Origin of the sequence: Streptomyces sp. NPDC046909 (assembly GCF_040644695.1) — a bacterium.
Classification (GTDB): Bacteria; Actinomycetota; Actinomycetes; order Streptomycetales; family Streptomycetaceae; genus Streptomyces.
This window is the reverse complement of the sequence record NZ_JBEYXC010000028.1, coordinates 1-15511: the sequence shown is the minus strand read 5'-3', so window position 1 is coordinate 15511 and position 15511 is coordinate 1. Positions and strand designations below refer to the sequence as shown.

Annotated in this window: 18 protein-coding genes and 4 pseudogenes; 10 read left to right on the top strand and 12 right to left on the bottom strand. The window is 66.8% G+C overall.

Features of this window, described 5'->3' with window-relative positions; translation table 11 throughout:
- Positions 1-38: 38 nt before the first annotated feature.
- Positions 39-1037, bottom strand: coding sequence for an arabinan endo-1,5-alpha-L-arabinosidase (locus ABZ928_RS49955; protein WP_361535832.1), 999 nt, complete (start codon positions 1035-1037; stop codon positions 39-41).
- 138 nt (positions 1038-1175) lie between these two features.
- Complete coding sequence (locus ABZ928_RS49950; RefSeq protein WP_361535829.1) at positions 1176-2543, bottom strand: DUF3500 domain-containing protein; 1368 nt, start codon at positions 2541-2543, stop codon at positions 1176-1178.
- Between the two features lie 69 nt (positions 2544-2612).
- Here ABZ928_RS49950 and ABZ928_RS49945 point away from each other — a divergent pair, with 69 nt between their 5' ends.
- Positions 2613-3242: a DUF4328 domain-containing protein gene (locus ABZ928_RS49945; RefSeq protein ID WP_361535826.1), complete on the top strand. Its 630-nt coding sequence runs from the start codon at positions 2613-2615 to the stop codon at positions 3240-3242.
- Here ABZ928_RS49945 and ABZ928_RS49940 read toward each other — a convergent pair.
- Positions 3243-3704: pseudogene (locus ABZ928_RS49940) on the bottom strand (ATP-binding protein); the annotation flags it as partial.
- Between the two features lie 173 nt (positions 3705-3877).
- Between ABZ928_RS49940 and ABZ928_RS49935 the strand changes: the two are divergent.
- Both ABZ928_RS49935 and ABZ928_RS49930 read left to right on the top strand, forming a co-directional pair.
- Entirely contained in the window at positions 3878-4663 is a 786-nt protein-coding gene (locus ABZ928_RS49935) for a helix-turn-helix transcriptional regulator (RefSeq protein ID WP_361535823.1), read from the top strand.
- Complete coding sequence (locus ABZ928_RS49930; protein ID WP_361535820.1) at positions 4660-4851, top strand: DUF397 domain-containing protein; 192 nt, start codon at positions 4660-4662, stop codon at positions 4849-4851. Before ABZ928_RS49935 ends, ABZ928_RS49930 begins: the two co-directional genes overlap by 4 nt.
- Here ABZ928_RS49930 and ABZ928_RS49925 read toward each other — a convergent pair.
- The gene (locus ABZ928_RS49925; protein ID WP_361535817.1) at positions 4832-5809 is read right to left on the bottom strand and encodes a linear amide C-N hydrolase; all 978 of its coding nucleotides are present in this window, start codon (positions 5807-5809) and stop codon (positions 4832-4834) included. The genes ABZ928_RS49930 and ABZ928_RS49925 overlap by 20 nt on opposite strands.
- Positions 5810-6262: 453 nt before the next feature.
- Between ABZ928_RS49925 and ABZ928_RS49920 the strand changes: the two genes are divergently transcribed.
- Complete coding sequence (locus ABZ928_RS49920) at positions 6263-6955, top strand: DUF4232 domain-containing protein (RefSeq protein ID WP_361535814.1); 693 nt, start codon at positions 6263-6265, stop codon at positions 6953-6955.
- An 18-nt stretch (positions 6956-6973) separates the two neighbouring features.
- Here the strand turns inward: ABZ928_RS49920 and ABZ928_RS49915 are convergent, their stop codons facing one another.
- On the bottom strand, positions 6974-7375 hold the full coding sequence (locus ABZ928_RS49915) for a hypothetical protein (protein ID WP_361535811.1): 402 nt from the start codon (positions 7373-7375) through the stop codon (positions 6974-6976).
- 155 nt (positions 7376-7530) lie between these two features.
- Here ABZ928_RS49915 and ABZ928_RS49910 point away from each other — a divergent pair, with 155 nt between their 5' ends.
- Both ABZ928_RS49910 and ABZ928_RS49905 read left to right on the top strand, forming a co-directional pair.
- The gene (locus ABZ928_RS49910) at positions 7531-8301 is read left to right on the top strand and encodes an intradiol ring-cleavage dioxygenase (protein ID WP_361535808.1); all 771 of its coding nucleotides are present in this window, start codon (positions 7531-7533) and stop codon (positions 8299-8301) included.
- Positions 8302-8403: 102 nt separating this feature from the next.
- Positions 8404-8601: pseudogene (locus tag ABZ928_RS49905) on the top strand (PIN domain-containing protein); the annotation flags it as partial.
- A gap of 62 nt (positions 8602-8663) precedes the next feature.
- Here ABZ928_RS49905 and ABZ928_RS49900 read toward each other — a convergent pair.
- From ABZ928_RS49900 to ABZ928_RS49885, 4 genes are all read right to left on the bottom strand, one after another.
- Positions 8664-9374 carry a hypothetical protein gene (locus tag ABZ928_RS49900; protein ID WP_361535805.1) on the bottom strand — a complete coding sequence of 237 codons (711 nt, stop codon included), beginning with the start codon at positions 9372-9374 and terminating at the stop codon, positions 8664-8666.
- A 265-nt stretch (positions 9375-9639) separates the two neighbouring features.
- On the bottom strand, positions 9640-10341 hold the full coding sequence (locus tag ABZ928_RS49895; RefSeq protein WP_361535802.1) for a hypothetical protein: 702 nt from the start codon (positions 10339-10341) through the stop codon (positions 9640-9642).
- A 183-nt stretch (positions 10342-10524) separates the two neighbouring features.
- Entirely contained in the window at positions 10525-10962 is a 438-nt protein-coding gene (locus tag ABZ928_RS49890; RefSeq protein ID WP_361535799.1) for an Imm1 family immunity protein, read from the bottom strand.
- 2 nt (positions 10963-10964) lie between these two features.
- Entirely contained in the window at positions 10965-11195 is a 231-nt protein-coding gene (locus ABZ928_RS49885; RefSeq protein ID WP_361535987.1) for a DddA-like double-stranded DNA deaminase toxin, read from the bottom strand.
- On the opposite strand from ABZ928_RS49885, the gene ABZ928_RS49880 reads away from it, so the two are divergent.
- Positions 11112-11300 (top strand): hypothetical protein, encoded by a 189-nt coding sequence (locus ABZ928_RS49880; RefSeq protein ID WP_361535993.1) that lies wholly within the window; start codon positions 11112-11114, stop codon positions 11298-11300. The genes ABZ928_RS49885 and ABZ928_RS49880 overlap by 84 nt on opposite strands.
- A 143-nt stretch (positions 11301-11443) precedes the next feature.
- Here ABZ928_RS49880 and ABZ928_RS49875 read toward each other — a convergent pair whose 3' ends face one another.
- Together ABZ928_RS49875 and ABZ928_RS49870 are read right to left on the bottom strand one after the other, a co-directional pair.
- Positions 11444-11863, bottom strand: a complete 420-nt coding sequence (locus ABZ928_RS49875; RefSeq protein WP_361535985.1) for an Imm1 family immunity protein — start codon at positions 11861-11863, stop codon at positions 11444-11446.
- Positions 11864-12155: 292 nt separating this feature from the next.
- On the bottom strand, positions 12156-12365 hold the full coding sequence (locus tag ABZ928_RS49870) for a DddA-like double-stranded DNA deaminase toxin (protein ID WP_361535796.1): 210 nt from the start codon (positions 12363-12365) through the stop codon (positions 12156-12158).
- Here ABZ928_RS49870 and ABZ928_RS49865 point away from each other — a divergent pair.
- The 3 genes and pseudogenes from ABZ928_RS49865 to ABZ928_RS49855 form a co-directional block, all read left to right on the top strand.
- Positions 12355-12630 (top strand): annotated as a pseudogene (locus ABZ928_RS49865) (replication initiator); the annotation flags it as partial. The gene ABZ928_RS49870 and the pseudogene ABZ928_RS49865 overlap by 11 nt on opposite strands.
- A complete protein-coding gene (locus ABZ928_RS49860) occupies positions 12630-12851 on the top strand; it encodes a helix-turn-helix domain-containing protein (protein ID WP_361535793.1) in 222 nt (73 codons plus the stop codon). The pseudogene ABZ928_RS49865 and the gene ABZ928_RS49860, both read left to right, overlap by 1 nt.
- Positions 12851-14159: pseudogene (locus ABZ928_RS49855) on the top strand (tyrosine-type recombinase/integrase). The gene ABZ928_RS49860 and the pseudogene ABZ928_RS49855 overlap by 1 nt, the downstream one beginning before the upstream one ends.
- A gap of 652 nt (positions 14160-14811) precedes the next feature.
- Here ABZ928_RS49855 and ABZ928_RS49850 read toward each other — a convergent pair.
- On the bottom strand, positions 14812-15511 hold a 700-nt coding region (locus tag ABZ928_RS49850; RefSeq protein WP_361535790.1), incomplete at its 5' end, for a polymorphic toxin-type HINT domain-containing protein.

Here is a 15511-nt window from a genome sequence, read left to right as displayed (position 1 = left end):
GGTCGCGCAGTTCCCCGTGCCCCCAAGGGGGTTGAGGGTCAGTACGCGATCGGCCAGCCACTGCTCCAGTTCAGGAGGTTGATGCCCAGCTTGGGGGTGCCGTTGTCGTTGGCGTCGTAGTAGTGGTAGACGATCAGGTCGCCGTCGGAGTCGGCCATGATCGACTGGCCGCCGGGGCCGATGTAGCGGCCGTGCGACTCCAGGACCGGCGTGCCGCCGTTGTTGAGCATCGAGACGCCGTTCTGGTCGTAGTAGGGGCCGGTGACGCTCGTGGCGCGGCCGACCTTGACCTTGTACGTCGAGCTGGTGCCGGCGCAGCAGGTGTCGTAGGAGGCGAAGAGGTAGTAGTAGCCGTTGCGTTTGACGATGTACGGCGCCTCGACGGCCTTGGTCCCGGTCGGGCGGGACGCGATGGAGTACCGGGTGGTGTTGGAGGAGAGCTGCTTCCCGGTCGCGAGGTCGAGCTGGATCATCTTCAGGCCGGTCCACCAACTCCCGAACGAGAGCCACCACTTGCCGTCGCTGTCGACGAAGAGGTTCGGGTCGATGGCGTTGTAGTCGCTTGAGGTGGTGGAGGTGTAGACGGTGCCGTAGTCGGTCCAGGACCCGGGGAGGCCGGTCGACGAACCGGCGAGGCCGATCGCGGACTTGTTGGAGCCGAAGGTCGAGACGGCGTAGTACATCAGGTACTTGCCGCCCTGGTACGAGATGTCGGGCGCCCACGCCTCGGTGGCGTACGACGACCACCAGCTCGGCTTGGTGGTGAAGGCGTCGCTCCCCGCGGTGAACGCGATCCGGTCGGTGGAGGTCCTGTAGCCGAGGCCGCCACCGGTGCCGTAGAGGAGGTAACGGCCGGCCGAGGTGCGGATCATCGTCGGGTCGTGGACGACGGTGTCGCCGGTGACGGTACCGGGGTTGGGGTACGCCGAGGCGGTGGAGGGGAGGAGCGCGAGCAGGGCCGCGGCGGGGAGGGCGAGAAGGGCGCTTCTCCTACGGGGGTTACGGGGGCTGCGGGCGGTACGAGAGGTGGGGCTCACGCTGACGCTCCCAACAGGCGGGGGGGATACGGTCCATTCGATATCTCGATCAACGATCAGAGCTTCGGACGGACCGTAGAATCGAACCCCTTGCGCGTCAATGGTTCGCGCACGCCTCAGCGGTCGTCAGCCGTCAGTTCAGTGGTCGTTCTCCAGATGGAGCTTGAGCAGGTCGATGCCGTAGTCGCCGCCGTTGGGGGTGCGGACGATGGTGTGGATGTGCTCCTGGGAGGGGGTGCCGCCGCCCATGCCCATCCCGCCGCCCGGGCCCCCTCCGTCGGCACCGGCGCTCGCGCTGGCGCTGGGGGACGAGCTGGAGGAGTCGCCCTTGTAGAAGAGGGGGGCCTGGGCGTCGTACTCGATGAGGACGACCGGGCTGTGGACGCGGTAGTAGAAGGCGGAGTCGTCGTCCGTCTCGCCCATCCAGTAGAAGTACGTGTCGTCGAGGTGGTCCTTGACCTCGGACAGCTTGACCTCGGCGTGGCCCTCGTTGATGTAGCCGACGTAGACGCCGACCAGGTCGAGGAGCTTCTGCTGCTGGGCGGAGGTGAGGTCGGAGCCCTTCACGCCCTCGTAGGGGAGCTTGAGGTTGTCCTGGCCCGCGCCGGCCTTCATGTCCTCGTTGCCGTTGGACTGGGAGGAGACGGCCTTCGCCAGCTGCGCCTTGGTGAGCGAACGGATCATGGTCAGGCCGGCCGTGGTCTCCGGGCGGAACAAGGTGATCTTCTCGCCCTTGTACGTGCCCGTCGTCGGCTCCGAGCCCATGAAGGTCGGGGTCATGACCACCTGGTCGCCGAGGACGAAGTAGTTGATGGCGACGTGATGGCCCTCGTACTGGAAGCCCCACGGCTTCGTGGTCGACGGGGTGCCCATGAAGGTGAAGAAGTAGTGGCCCTCGGTCAGGGTCTTCTGGTTGCCGCCGTTGGAGTCGCCCAGGAAGGCGTTGAGCTTCATGATGCCGCGGGTCTGGGTGAGGCCGTCGGCGGAGAGGGCCTTGCCGAGGAGGGCGTAACCGAGGTTCTGCTGCTTCGTCGTCAGGTCGCCCATGCGGACGCCCTTGCGGTCGTAGCCGTCGACATTGCTCCACGCCGTCCACTCGTCGGCGTCGATGTCGAACGTGCACGACTTCCGCTCCGCCGCGGACAGCCCGTCAAGGAACGCCTGCGCCGCCTTGACCAGCGCGTCCGTCGAGACGTCCGTGGAGTGGATCGTGTACAGGTCCTCGACGACCTTGCCGTCGGTGGTGACGCCGGTGACATCGGCGTACTTGACCTGGGAGGCGCCGGGGCCCATGCCGCCGCCACCGCCACCGCCGGGGCCACCGGAGGGCATACCGCTGGGGGCGCCGTTCGGGGCGGCGGAGGAGCTCGCGGAGTCGGAGGAGGAGCCTGACGAGCAGCCGGTCATGGTCGCCACCGCGGCGACGCCACCGGCGAGCAGTGCCTTGTTCATGAACCAGCGGCGGCTGCGTTCGGCTTCGGGGGTTCGGGGTCGGTGTCCGTGCATGGCAACCAGGGTCGAGGCTTTACCTGAACCGTTCCTGGGCCAAACCTGTGAACGCATATCCTCCCCGCCATGACCGAACCTGTCAGAGCCATGACCGAACCGGCCGGCCCCGGCGACCGGGCGCCCAGCCCCCCATGGCTCCTCGCCCGTCTCGCGCAAGCCGCAATAGCGGTGGCCGCCGCCGCGGAGGTGTTCCGCGCCACCACCGTCCGGGCCCACCGCCTGCACCCCGAGTCCACGTCGGCCGGCGAATCCGGCTTCGCGTCGATGGTGCTCGTCTACGCCATGACACTGGCCGCCGTGCTCTTCCTGCTCTGGTTCAGCCGCTGCCGACGCAACGCCCGCGCCCTCTCCCCCGGCACCGACCTGGGTTCCGATGCCTGGGCCGTGATCGCCTGGTTCGTGCCGGTGGTCAACCTGTGGGTGCCACGCGGGCTGCTGCTGGGAACGCAACGGGCGAGCGGCTCCGGGCGCCGCGACGACACCCTGGTCAACGCCTGGTGGGTGGCCTGGGCCGGGCACGTCGTGCTCGCCCTGGCGGGGCGGTCGGCCACCTCACTGCCCCTCCTCGTGGCCACACAGGCACTGAACATCGCCGCGGCGGTTCTCGTGATCTGCGTGGTGCAGCGCGTCACTGGCTTGCAGGGCCGGGTGCTCGGCACCGTCCGGCCGGGTCTCCAGGGAACGCCCACGGTCTGACCGCGTCAGCGAGCGCCACCCGGGCAGATCGACCTCCGCGCGGATCGTCTTGGCGGGCGGTTCGCGGTCCAGTACCTCCCATCGGTCGGCCAGCGCGTCGACCAGTACGAGGCCGCGGCCGCGCTCGTCCAGAGGGTGCGTTGGCGGTACGACGCCAGGGGCGGGCGGTCTCAACTCCGCTCGGGTGTCCGTGACTTCGACGCGGACGCTGCCCGTGACGAGCGTGAGCCGCAACTCGAAGTCCCGCCCCGGGACGCGGCCGTGGGTCACCGCGTTCGCCGCGAGTTCCGCGACGATCACGGCGACCGTGTCGGAGGTGTCGCTGCCGTGCGGGATGCCCCAGGTGTGGAGCTGGTGCAGGGCGAGGTGTCTGGCGAGGCGGGCGGCTCGGGGCGTTGAGCTGAGGCGCTGGGTGAATGTACGTGCGATAACCGGATGGGGTGGAGTGGGAGGTGCGGTCATAGGCCCCAATCTGGCGCGCCCGAGGGCCGTTTTCCCAGGTCCACGCCGCGTACTCTGCACGGGAGTACACGGTTACGGGCTGGACAGTACGCGTTACCCGCCGTGACCATGTGCGCGGGAGGTGACCGACTGTGGTCGATGGTGGTGGGGTTGAGCCGGAGTCGTCGGACAGCATGCGGACGTTCGGGGCGGTGTTGCAGGCGCTGCGGGAGCACGCCGGGTTGAGCCGGGAGGAGTTCGGGGAGCTGGTGGGGTTCTCCAAGCACACGATCGCCTCGGTGGAGCTGGGGCGCCGGATGCCGGACGTGGTGCTCGTGGAGCGGGGGGAGGAGGTGACGGGGAACACGGGGGCGTTGCGGAAGTCGTTCCCGAAGTTGGCGCGTCAGCCGGGGTTGGCGTCTTGGTTTCGGCAGTGGGCGGCGTTGGAGGCGACTGCGATCGTCCTGTACACGTATGAATGCCGGTTGATTCCGGGGTTGTTGCAGACGGAGGCGTATGCGCGGCAGCTCTTCACCGACGAACTCCCGACACTGAGCGACGAACAGATCGAGGAGCAGTGGGTGGCCCGGGCGGAGCGGCAACAGCTGCTGCGGGGACGGCCGAACACCAACTACAGCTTCATCATCGAGGAGCAACTGTTACGCCGCCGCACGGGCGGGGCGGCAGCGACACGGGAACTCATCGATCACCTGTTGGAGATCTCCGAGCTGCGGAACGTCGAGATCCAGGTCATGCCCTTGGTGTCCGAGTCACACGCTGGGCTGCACGGCCCCATCCGCCTGGCGGAAACCTCGCAGAATCAGTGGTTCGCCTACAACGAAGGACAGCTGAGCGGCGTGTTGATCTCCGACCTGAAAGTACTCAGTGCGCTCCAACTCCGGTATGCCAGGATGCGTTCACAGGCTCTCACCATCTCGGACTCAGTGAGCCTGTTGCAGCGTATGCGAGGAGACTTATGAGCACCCGTGAACTGGCTTGGTTCAAGAGCAGTTACAGCAGCGGCTCCGGCGACGACTGCATAGAGGTCGCCGTCACCCCCGCCACCATCCACATCCGCGACTCCAAGACCCCCCAGACCCCCCACCTCACCCTCTCCCCCACCACCTGGTCCGACTTCGTCACCGCGGTCAAGCCCCCGCGTAACTGAAGAGTTCCGCCTCTCGATAGCGGTCAGTGACGTCGCCGGAGAGCGTCGGGTCGGCCAGGTCGAGCTCCAGCTTGCGCGCATGCGTGAAGTCGGCGTGGGTCAGGTCGGTCCAGAAGATGTCCGTGCGGTACGCGGAGGCGAAGGCGTAGCGACGGTTGGTCAGGTCGCACAGGGTGGACCAGATGGTGTGCGAGAGGTTCGGTTCGTCGGCGGCGCCCGGGTAGGAAAACGGCTGGGCGGCGTTGCGGATCACGCTGAGCACGGCCGCGTACGCCTCGCCGTCGGAGGTGGGCGCGGGGAGGCGGTCGCGGTAGTAGCGGGCGCGGACGAAGCGGTCGGCGGCGAGGGTGGTGCCGGGCAGCGCCGCCGTGCCGCCGAGGCCGTCGTAGCGGGTGAGGTTCGCCAACTGCTCGGGGTAGGGCGGGGAGTTGGTGAGGACGGTGTGCTGCGGTCCGTGGTGGATGTGCGCGACCCCGTCGAGGTATTCGACGATCGCGGAGTCGCCGGTCGGGTCCTCCACCGCGAGATGCGTGGTGGCGCCGCTGGTGCCGCGCATGGGCTGGGCGAGGATCTGCACGGGGTTGGCCTCGACGTAGGCGACGAACTCCGCGACCGTCGCGAACCGGTCGAGCACGAACTGGGCCCACAGCGACTGCTCCAGGCCTGCCGCCTTCGCGGGGTCGGAGCGGTCGCCGTAGTCGGACTCCACCAGCCACAGCAGATGGGCGGCCAGGCCCTTCTCATTCATGCCATCCGGTACGGCGGCGTCGTATGCCGTGGCGACGACGCTGCCGTAGCGGGCGGTCCAGGTCAGCGGGTTCGGGTCACTCGGGGCGCCGTTGCGGGCGACGCCCCGGGGCGTGATCCAGAGGTTGGTCTGGAGGCTCGACTGCCAGTCCATGTTGCGGCCCACGACAGCGGGGCGGCCGTCGGGCGTCCAGATCACTCGCGTACACATGCAGAGGTCCGCCTTGGCAGGGGTGAGGGGGGCAGGGGTGAGGGGGGCAGGGGTGAGGGGGGCAGGTCGTGCCGCCCATGCGAACACAGCCGACGCCCCAGTTCACGCCCCCCGCCCCCCAGCCCCCCGGCTTTCACCCACCCGCACGACCGCCCGCCCCCGAGGCACCCCCTGATTGGCAGATCTGTTCCACCCCCGCCGCCTAAAAGCCCAGGTCGCAGCTCCCCGCCCTCGGAACAGATCTGCCAATCACCTCCACCGCTGGAGGGGGGCTTCAGGTCCGTGGGGGATTCGGTCGGGTCCGTCCGTGATCTTTCTGCGGAACCGGTCGTTCCCTGTACCTGATCGGCAACAGACTTGTGCGGCATGCGAGGTCAGCGCGGTTCGTGGGGCAGAATCTGCTGGTCATCGCCGGTCGGCACGGGTCGACCGCAGTGCATCACGGGGGACACCATGAGCATGCTTGCCCGCAGGAACCGTACGAACCGCAGAGCCTGGACGTCGTACGCGCTCGGCGCCGCCGCGGTGGCCGCGCTGCTCGCGACGACGGCGTGTGAGCCGGGTTCGTCGGACGCGGCGGACGAGGCGAAGGCCTCGACTCCGGCCAGCGCGACGAGTTCGGCGAGTTCGGCGGCGCCGAGTACGACCGCTTCGGCGGATGCGGGTGGGAGTGGCTCCGAGGACAGCGGCGGTGACGACGGCTCCGAGACCCCTCTCTGCACCATCGAGGAACTCGCCGTCTCCGCCCAGAACTACGACGGCAAGGGCGAGGACATCCGGCACATCCTTCTCACCGTCCAGAACGTCGGCGACGGCAAGTGCGATGTCCAGGGCGCTCCCGAGGTGACCCTCGGCGATGCGCAGGGGCCGGCTCCCGTGAAGGACGCGACCGACTCCGGGGAGCCCATCACCCTCGCTCCCGGCGACGAGGCCTACGCCGGTGTGCTGGCGACCGGCGGCGGCATGGACACGTACGACGTGACGTTCATCAAGCTCGGTCTCGGAAGCCCCGGTGGTGAGGCCGAGGCCGGGCCGGAGGTCGACGTCCCGATGCCCGTCGACTCGTTCCCGGCCGACGACGGCCAGTGGGTGAGCTACTGGCAGGGCACCGAGGGCCTCGCGATGCGCCCCGTCACCCAGTCCTGACGACCGAGCAGTCCCCGGTCAGGCCGCCCGCAGCAGCCCTTCGACCGTCGCGGCGTCCCCTGCGCTGAGCAGCATTCGGACATCCCCCTGCCCGGGGACGCCGTACCGGAGGGTGACCAGTCCGGTGCGCCAGCTGGGTTCGATGTGGACCGATCCGCTCCGCGGGAGGGGGACCGGGGAGCCGATCCGGCGGGTGAAGGTCAGTTGCCCGTCAGCCCCGGGCGCGACCTTTCCGTACACGAAGGCCTTTTTGCCCGTGCCCGCGGGCCAGGAGATCCGGCAGGGGAAGCGCACGGTGCCGGAATCGGCCAGGCCAGACGCGCGGCTCACCGCCCGTCTTCGGTTCGCCGCGCGGGCCAGCGCACCAGCGGCGACGGCGCCCGCGCCGAACAGCAGGATCTCCAGCAAGGACGTCAGCATCAGGTCTCCCACCCCAGGTCAGCGCGTCGAGCGGGGACATTGGACCACGATTGCCGACACCTCGTCGCCATCGTGTCTCGCAAGGAACTTGACGATCCGTCACTTTGCCTAACTGACAGGTCTCCGACAGCATCCGTTCCTACGGTGCCGTGTTCATGACAGACACTTCGGAAGCAACCCCCACCCCGGTCGGGCGCCGCACCGTTCTGATCGCGACCGGCGCCACGGCAGCAGCTGTTGCCGTGGGCGTCGCCACGACCGAAGCCCCCACAGCCGACGCGGCCGACCACACCGCACCCGTGGCCGCGGCAGCCGTCTGCACCCTCACGAAGGAGATGACCGAAGGCCCCTACTACCTGGACGGCGCGCTCGTCCGTGCCGACATCCGCGAGAACAAGACCGGCTTCGTGCTGAAGCTGGCCCTCACCGTCGTCAACGACGACACCTGCGCCGTCATCCCGAACGCCCTCGTGGAGATCTGGCACGCCGACGTCCTCGGCGAGTACTCCGGCTACGTCGGCAACAACGGCCACAACGAGGCGGACGACGGCACCTTCCTGCGCGGCGGTGTCCTCACCAACTCCAGCGGCGTCGCCAACATCACCACGGTGTACCCGGGTTGGTACCGGGGCCGCTGCGTCCACATCCACGTCAAGGTCCACACCGGCGTCACCCTGACCTCCGACGGCTCGTTCACGGGCGGCACGGAGGTCCACACCGGCCAGCTCTTCTTCGACGAGACGATCACCGCGAGAGTCGGCGCGCTCTCCCCGTACTCGGCGAACACGGTCACCCGCACCACCCTCGCCAACGACTCCATCTACGACGACGGAGGCGCCGCGTCCGGCCTCCTCACCCTGACGGCGATCGGCAGCTCCCCGTCCGCCGGCTACACCGGCACGCTGACCCTCGGCGTGGAGGTCTGACCCAGCCCGTCTCGCGATGCCACACCTCCCTGGGACCCGCTGCCGGCGGCGGGTCCCAGGGAGAACGCGTACCGCGCGGCGCCTGCCGCACAGTCAGTCGCCCGTGCCCTGGAAGTCCAGCGCCACGCGCTCAACGTGGGCTTCCACCGCGCCCTGTCCCTCCCGGACCTGCTGATCGCCGCCACGGCAGAACTGCACCGACGGACGGTCCTCCACTACGACGGCGACTTCGACATGATCGCCTCCCTCACCGGCCAACCCACCGAATGGGTCGTACCGCCCGGCAGCGCCGACCGCTGAGCAGGTCGACGCGCGGACTGTTCATCAAGCAGAGCGGTGCCCTGTCCGGCTTCCGGGGCGCTTCAGCCGGTCTTGGTGAGCCGGGTGAGCTGGGCCTGCACGAGGGCGGCGGGGAGGGTGAAGGCGTCCCCGGTGGCCTGGGAGGCCAGACTCGTGGCCGGGAAGTAGCCGATCGTGCCGCCATGGCGCACCACAACCACCTCCACCGGCCCCTTCGCCCCGCCGACCTCGACGGTCAGGGTCGCCGCGACCACTTCGTCCGCGCCGCGAAGGCCGGTCGGCGCCGCCGCTTTGCGAACCTTGACGGTCTCCACCGGGTCCTCACCCGCCGCCGTGTACACGAACCCGGACGCGCACTCCTCGACCGCCCGGCCGATGTCGGCCATCACCGCCTTGGCCGCCCTCTGCTCGTAGGAGGCCAGCGACACGAAGGAAGTCGTCGAGTCCAGCGCCGCGTTCGCCAATTCCTCATCCGACGGATCCGCCCCCAGATCCGCCTCTGAAGTCTCCTGCGGCCCGAGCCACATCCGCCGCACCACCGAGGCCGGCTCCCCCAGCACCGACCCGGCCTGCACCGCGGCCAGCGCCGTACACACCGGCTTCTTCTTCGCGGACACCGTCCCCAGATTCGGGAAATCCCGGTCCGACACCTGCGCCGTCACGGTCCCCCCGGCCACCACCTTGCCCTCCTCCAGGGCGACGGCCTCCAGCCCCTCCGCCGACAGAGCAGCCACCCCCGCACCGCCCCCGCCCTCGACGGCCGATGCGCTCACTGAGACCTCAGCCCCCACATCGTCACCGTCCGTCTTACTCTCAGAGCCCGAACACCCCGCCAACAAGCCGAGCGCCAGCACCCCGGCCACCGCACCCCAACAACGCCACACAGCACTCCTCCCCATGCTCCCTCGCCCTGCTTCTCTGTCCCCACGCCCCTCGGGCCCTGCCCACCGCCCCGCTACCGCACGTCGACGTAGTCCCCGGCCGACCTCGGCCGCCACCGCCCGGGACGGGCGGTACAGCGGCCCACACCATGACGGGTCAGCCGAGCTTGTCGGCCTGGGCCGTGACGAGGTCGGCCGGGAAGGCGAAGTCCTTGCCGGAGACCACGGCGTTCGTGTTGGCGACGGTGAAGTGAGCGAGGGTGGCGCCATCGCGGAGGACGACCGCCTTCCACGGCGCGCCGGAGGCGAGGACGGTGAACGCGACGGCTTCCTCACCAGCTTCGGGGGCAGCGGTCTTCGTGACCTTGGTGGCGTCCAGCTGCTCATCGGCGACGGTCCACTCGAAACCGCCCGCGCAGGCGGTAATCGCCTCACCGATCGACTTGAGCGCGGCGGCGGCCTCGTCGGCGCTCGCGTAGGAGGCGAGGGTGACCACAGCCGTGTTGATGTCGAGAGCCTCGGCGGAGGAGTCACCGTTGCCGGTCACCCGGCGATGGCTCGCCGCGGCGGGCTCCCCCACCGCACCCCCGGCAATGGTGCGCCCGAGCGGCCGGCACTCCTCGCCGCCCACTTTCACGGCGTCTATCGCGTCGGTGTCCGCCTTGCTCAGCGTGGACACCTCGTAGCCGGTCAGGTCCGCCTTCACCAGGGACGCCTTGTCCAACTCGGCTGCGCTCAACGGCTTCACGGCGGAGGCGGCCGCCGACGTCTGCCCGGCGGACGCCGACGCGGAGTCGTCGACAGCGTCAGAGCCACTGTCGCCCGAGCCGCCACATCCGGAGAGCAAAGTGACGGACATCAGGGCCGAAACCGCCACGACGCCGGTACGGAATCGGGAACGGCGAATGCCAAATCTGTTCACGGTGTGCTGTGTTCTCTTTCCCTGTTCCTCAACAACGACTGAATGCCGCCAGTCACATACTCTCATACCCGACATCTCGGGGCCGGTGACTGCTCCCCCATAAAGATCGATGGCACCGAATCACCAAGTGTCCAATTCCTGCCACTCGACGCAGGTGGGCCGCTGCCCTCCTGAAAACAGGAACTCCTTGACGGCTCGACGTACGACATCGATCGGAATCTCCGAGCATGCCGGAAACTCCGTCATCTGCCCTTGAATGTAATACACGGGACTCTCCCGACCATTGGACGACCCCCGGGTCGCAACGTTCCCGTTTCCGTCCATGAAGGAGAGAACTCCCACCTGAAGGACCTTGTTGACTCCCACCATGAGCTCGTGATCAGGATCCCCGAAAGCCGGGAGGAGATCCCGCTCCGTGGAGTGGATCTGCGCCAGATTCTCAAAGGGCGAGCCCACTAGAAGAGAATCGATCAGAGCATCGACATCCTCAGGCGTACTCAGGAGATCCGGCTCCTCTCCATGCTCCAGCCGATAACGAACTTCAGCGCGCACCTTCATGATCAACCCGACCCTCCATAAGTCCGACGTCCGCCTCCTGGCCAATGCACCGTGAGCGTGCGACTACTGCCAAGTAGGCCACTCAGGACGTCATCACATCCCATTCTGACCGTACACGGGCCCGTCGGATAATTGATGAACAAATCAGCGTGATCGACGCCATCCCGTTCCATGGCGGCAGCAAATTTCTGCTCAACATCAACAGCGCGCCCGGACTTTACATTTCCCGGCAAACGACCCTGCTGACGCAGCGTCGCATTTACCCAGTCGACCAAGTCGCCATCATCCCCACGGCCACACGATGTGCTGTATTCCCTTTCTCTGTTTCTCAAATATGACTGACGCTCCGCCAGCCGAACCTGTTCTTGAACCACGACGCTTTACCGCCAGACAGAACGGCCATTAAATAGGGGAAATCGTCACCATAGCGCCAGCCATGGGATCCACGGGCACGACGAGCACCTGACGAAATCCCTAAGGGTCAGTGAAATGGATGCCGCGTACCCGAGTCTCTACACCATGGATCGTCACAGTAGGAGGAAGGTGTCGCACCTTTCTTAATATTTACAAAGCGGCGCACGTCATGACTAGCCCGTTCCCAGCAAACTGCCGCAGGTCGCGAACCGGTCCTCAGTTCACAAAACTCTTCGACAGCCGCGCGAATCTCGGAAATTAGCAAAACGCTACCCGGCTCAAACATTCTCCGATCGCCGAAATCAGCAACTACACACTGGCCCGACTTCGGAGGTTCCGGATTCTTGGAGATCCATACGCTTCTCGCGATCTCCTGATCCACTCGAACCTCGGACCCCTCAGGAATCAGCCACGTCAAGGCGCCATATCCTGTGAGTGGGTTTGTCGACACCTGAAGGCAACTGTCGAAATATCGATCCGATTTCATCGGATCCCGATGAGGCGCAGAAAGTACAAACGTGGCAACGACGTTACCCTTTGACTTCCCAAATTCTTCCAAATCACGGCCAGATCCACCTCCAGTCAGCTCGCCAATCAGACGCGTAAGAGCAGGCTCCGATAGCGCGCGATATACCGTGTCGCCAACATAAACAGTCAGAATCATTAAAATCCTCCAACGCTTAAGGGAGCGGCGGACGGGGAATACTTATTCATCAAACCGGTCTCCCCTAGAGGAATCTTATCCTAGGGGGAGGCCCGGCCATATATCACACTCGGGGTCAGGCGCCGCCGAGCATGGTTAGACCGTGCCAGCCTTCCTCAGTGCGCCACAAGGCCGTCAGACTGGATCCCCTTGGCAGAATTGCAGACACTCCGGTCATGCATGAGTAAGGGCCAGAGCAAACACCCTCAGGATTATTGATAACGACCGTCGCCCTAGTAATACCGTTTCTCCGCATTGCCAAGGCGACCTTGGTTTGGGCGCACATGCTCGGCTTCCGGGGCCACTTCTCCACCAAGTCCCGCTCCTACTCGACCACCCTCGGCGCGCTGCGCGCAGCCCGCCGCGCCTGGCACACCGAACAGGCCCGCGTCCACGCCAACCGGCCCGAGCACGACCCGGACACCACGCTCGTAATCGGTCGCTGGGCCTACCTCGGCACCGGCTACAGCCCCGGCGCCGCACTCCTCGCCGCCGCCCTCTGGCACCGAAGAGAACTCGCACGGCAGTTCATCGCCGAAGGAGGCTGCTGATGACCACGCATGCGCCGCGCCCCACCTGGGGGCCGAGCACGCCGGAGGAACTGCTGACGGTTCCCCAGGTCATGGCCCACCTCCAGCTCGGCCGCTCCGCCGTCTACGACCTCCTCCGCACCCGCCAGCTCGCCTCGATCACCCTCGGCCGCGCCCGCCGCATTCCCGCCCATGCGCTGGCCGACTTCATCCGCACCCGCCTCGACCAGGAAGCTGCCTGATGACCACGCCCCGCGACGCCCCCGCCTCCCGCCGCACCCGGGCCAACGGCGACGGAACCGTCTACCAGCGCAAGGACGGCCGCTGGGAAGCCGCCGGATACGTCCTCGCCCCCGGCAACACCCGTCGCCGCATCCGCGTCTACGGCATCACCCGCAAGGAGGCGCTGGCCAAGCTCACCGAGAAGATCGCAGCCAGCAACCGCGGCCTCCCCCGTTCCCTCCGCGCAGGGCAGCGTGGCCGCTTACCTGACGTACTGGCTGGAGAACGTCGCCGTCCACCACCTCCGCGAGAACACCCACACCCGATACACCGCCGTCGCCCGGCTTTACCTCATCCCCGGCGTCGGGCGGAAGAAGCTCGCCAAGCTCTCTGCCAAGGACGTCCGCACCTGGCTCAACCAACTCCGGATCACCTGCCTGTGCTGCACCCGCGGCCTCGACGCTGCCCGCAACCAACCCCTCTGCTGCGCCGCCGGAAAGTGCTGCTCCAAGCGGCTCTCGCCGCTGACCCTCGCCTACGTGCACTCCGTCCTCAAGTCCGCCCTGGAGCACGCGGTACGCGAGGAAGAGATCCCGCGCAACGTCGCCCGCAACGTCCGCACCGGCACGCCCCGGCCCCGACGCTTCGAACCCCTCACCGTCGACGAAGCCCGCCAGTTCCTGGCCGTCGCCAGCGGGCACCGATTGCAGGCGCTGTTCGAACTCGCTCTGCACACCGGCCTCCGCAAGGGCGAACTCCTCGGACTGCGCTGGGAAGACCTCAATCTCGCCGGCGGAACCGCCAGCATCCGACGCACGCTCCAGCGCACCAACTCCGGCGGCCTGACTGCCCTACCGACCAAGACCAAGAGCTCCGACCGACGCATCGCCCTGCCGACACCGTGCCTGCGCTCCCTCGAACAGCACCGCGACCGACAATTCAAGGAACGCGAGGCTGCAGGGACGGGCTGGAAGGACAACGGCTACGTGTTCACCCGCCTCGACGGCACCCCGATCGAAGGGGCAACCCTCACCCGGCACTTCAACACCCTGCTCCGCCAGGCCAGGCTCCGCCGCATCCGGTTCCACGACCTCCGACACTCGGCGGCGACGCTCCTCCTGGAGCAGGGGGTGGAACTCGTGGTGATCAAGGAGCTGTTGGGGCACGCCCACATCGGCGTCACCTCCACCGTCTACGCCCACGTCCGGCTCCGCCTTCAGCGCGACGCCATCGACCCTCTCGGCCACGCCCTCCGAAACCCCGCCGAGATCACCGGCAAGCCCGACGACGGCGACGTACCACCACTCTGCGCGGTTCACGTCCGCTGACGTTGCCGTCAACTACTGCCGTCAGACACTCTGGGAGCCCCGCCGGAACCGATCCCGGCGGGGCTCCCTCAATTCCGGATGAGCCTACTACGCGAGGCCAATGCTCCGTTGCCCACTCCATACTGAGGCGAATTCAAGCGTCAACGGATCAACACTTGCTGCCCCTGACACGAAAATCGCCCACCACAGCTCTTCGCAGGGAATATGAGCCTCGCCCTTCGTATCGACCCAAACGTAAACTTTCCCATTCTCATCGACGGTAGCATCCCACCAAGACCACGACCGGAGATCGGGATCGAAGCAGTAGATCCAATCCCCCGAATCCCACGGCCGGTCGCCTCTGGCTACTAGATATCCGCGCTTCCCTGCACTCCCAATCAGGTCTCCCGGAACATCTCCAACTGCACCGCCAGAAAGCGCAATGAACCAGGACGGAAGAGTTTGCTCCGAAACTTCGTCACTCTCAAAGTCGACAGACCCGGAGATCTCCACAGCTGCGGCAATCAAGTCCCTAAGACGCTGGGCGTACTCCACCCCGTCCGCCACGGGTGTGACCACCAGCAACCCAAGCAGGGCGATCGGGTCTTCCGACGGGCGCCGCCCCAGGCGACGCCCCTCACTTGCAAGATCGTAACGACTCATCAAATCCGCCCTACCCAACGATCCGGCCCGATCCCGGAATGATGGCATCCAGTAGCCCAGGAATATGGTGATCACGAAGACCAAAGAGCCCAGGCCCATCAGACTGGTCCGGGGCCATTTTGAGAGCCCGATTCCATTCGCGCTTCGTCCCCGCCCATCCGCGTGGCATACGTTGAGGCAGGGAGGCTTCCGAAAGCTCGCGAACATAGGAGGTGGGCACATCGAAGGCGACTAGCTGATCACCCTTGAATCCAAGCGAATGACTAATATCGCCAGTCATGTTGAGGTACAGCGATCCAGACCCTGCGTGCGAGACATTGCCGTCCGCATCAACAGACAGCCTCTGGGTTTCCGGAATCGAAGTGTCCTGCTTTCGATAAACCGTCGTGACATCGGACTCACCACAATTGTGCACCAGGACCGGCGTGGCCCCCGCCAGCACATAGTACGTGTGGACGTCACTGACAGTGAGGTCATGGGTGACCTGGGTCTTGGTGTATTGGGTGATCGCGGTGATCTGGACATGGGTGCCGGCACTGGTCTGGAGCCACTGGCCGGACTTCAGGTGACCGGCCTCGACCCAGGTGCCGCCGGTGGGGTCGGCAGGGTCGGTGACGGGACTGTCCTGAAGTTGGGTCTTCCAAGATTTTCGTAGGCGTTGATCGGTGCTGCTGGCGGTCAGTTGAGCAGGATGAGCTGGCGCAGGAGCG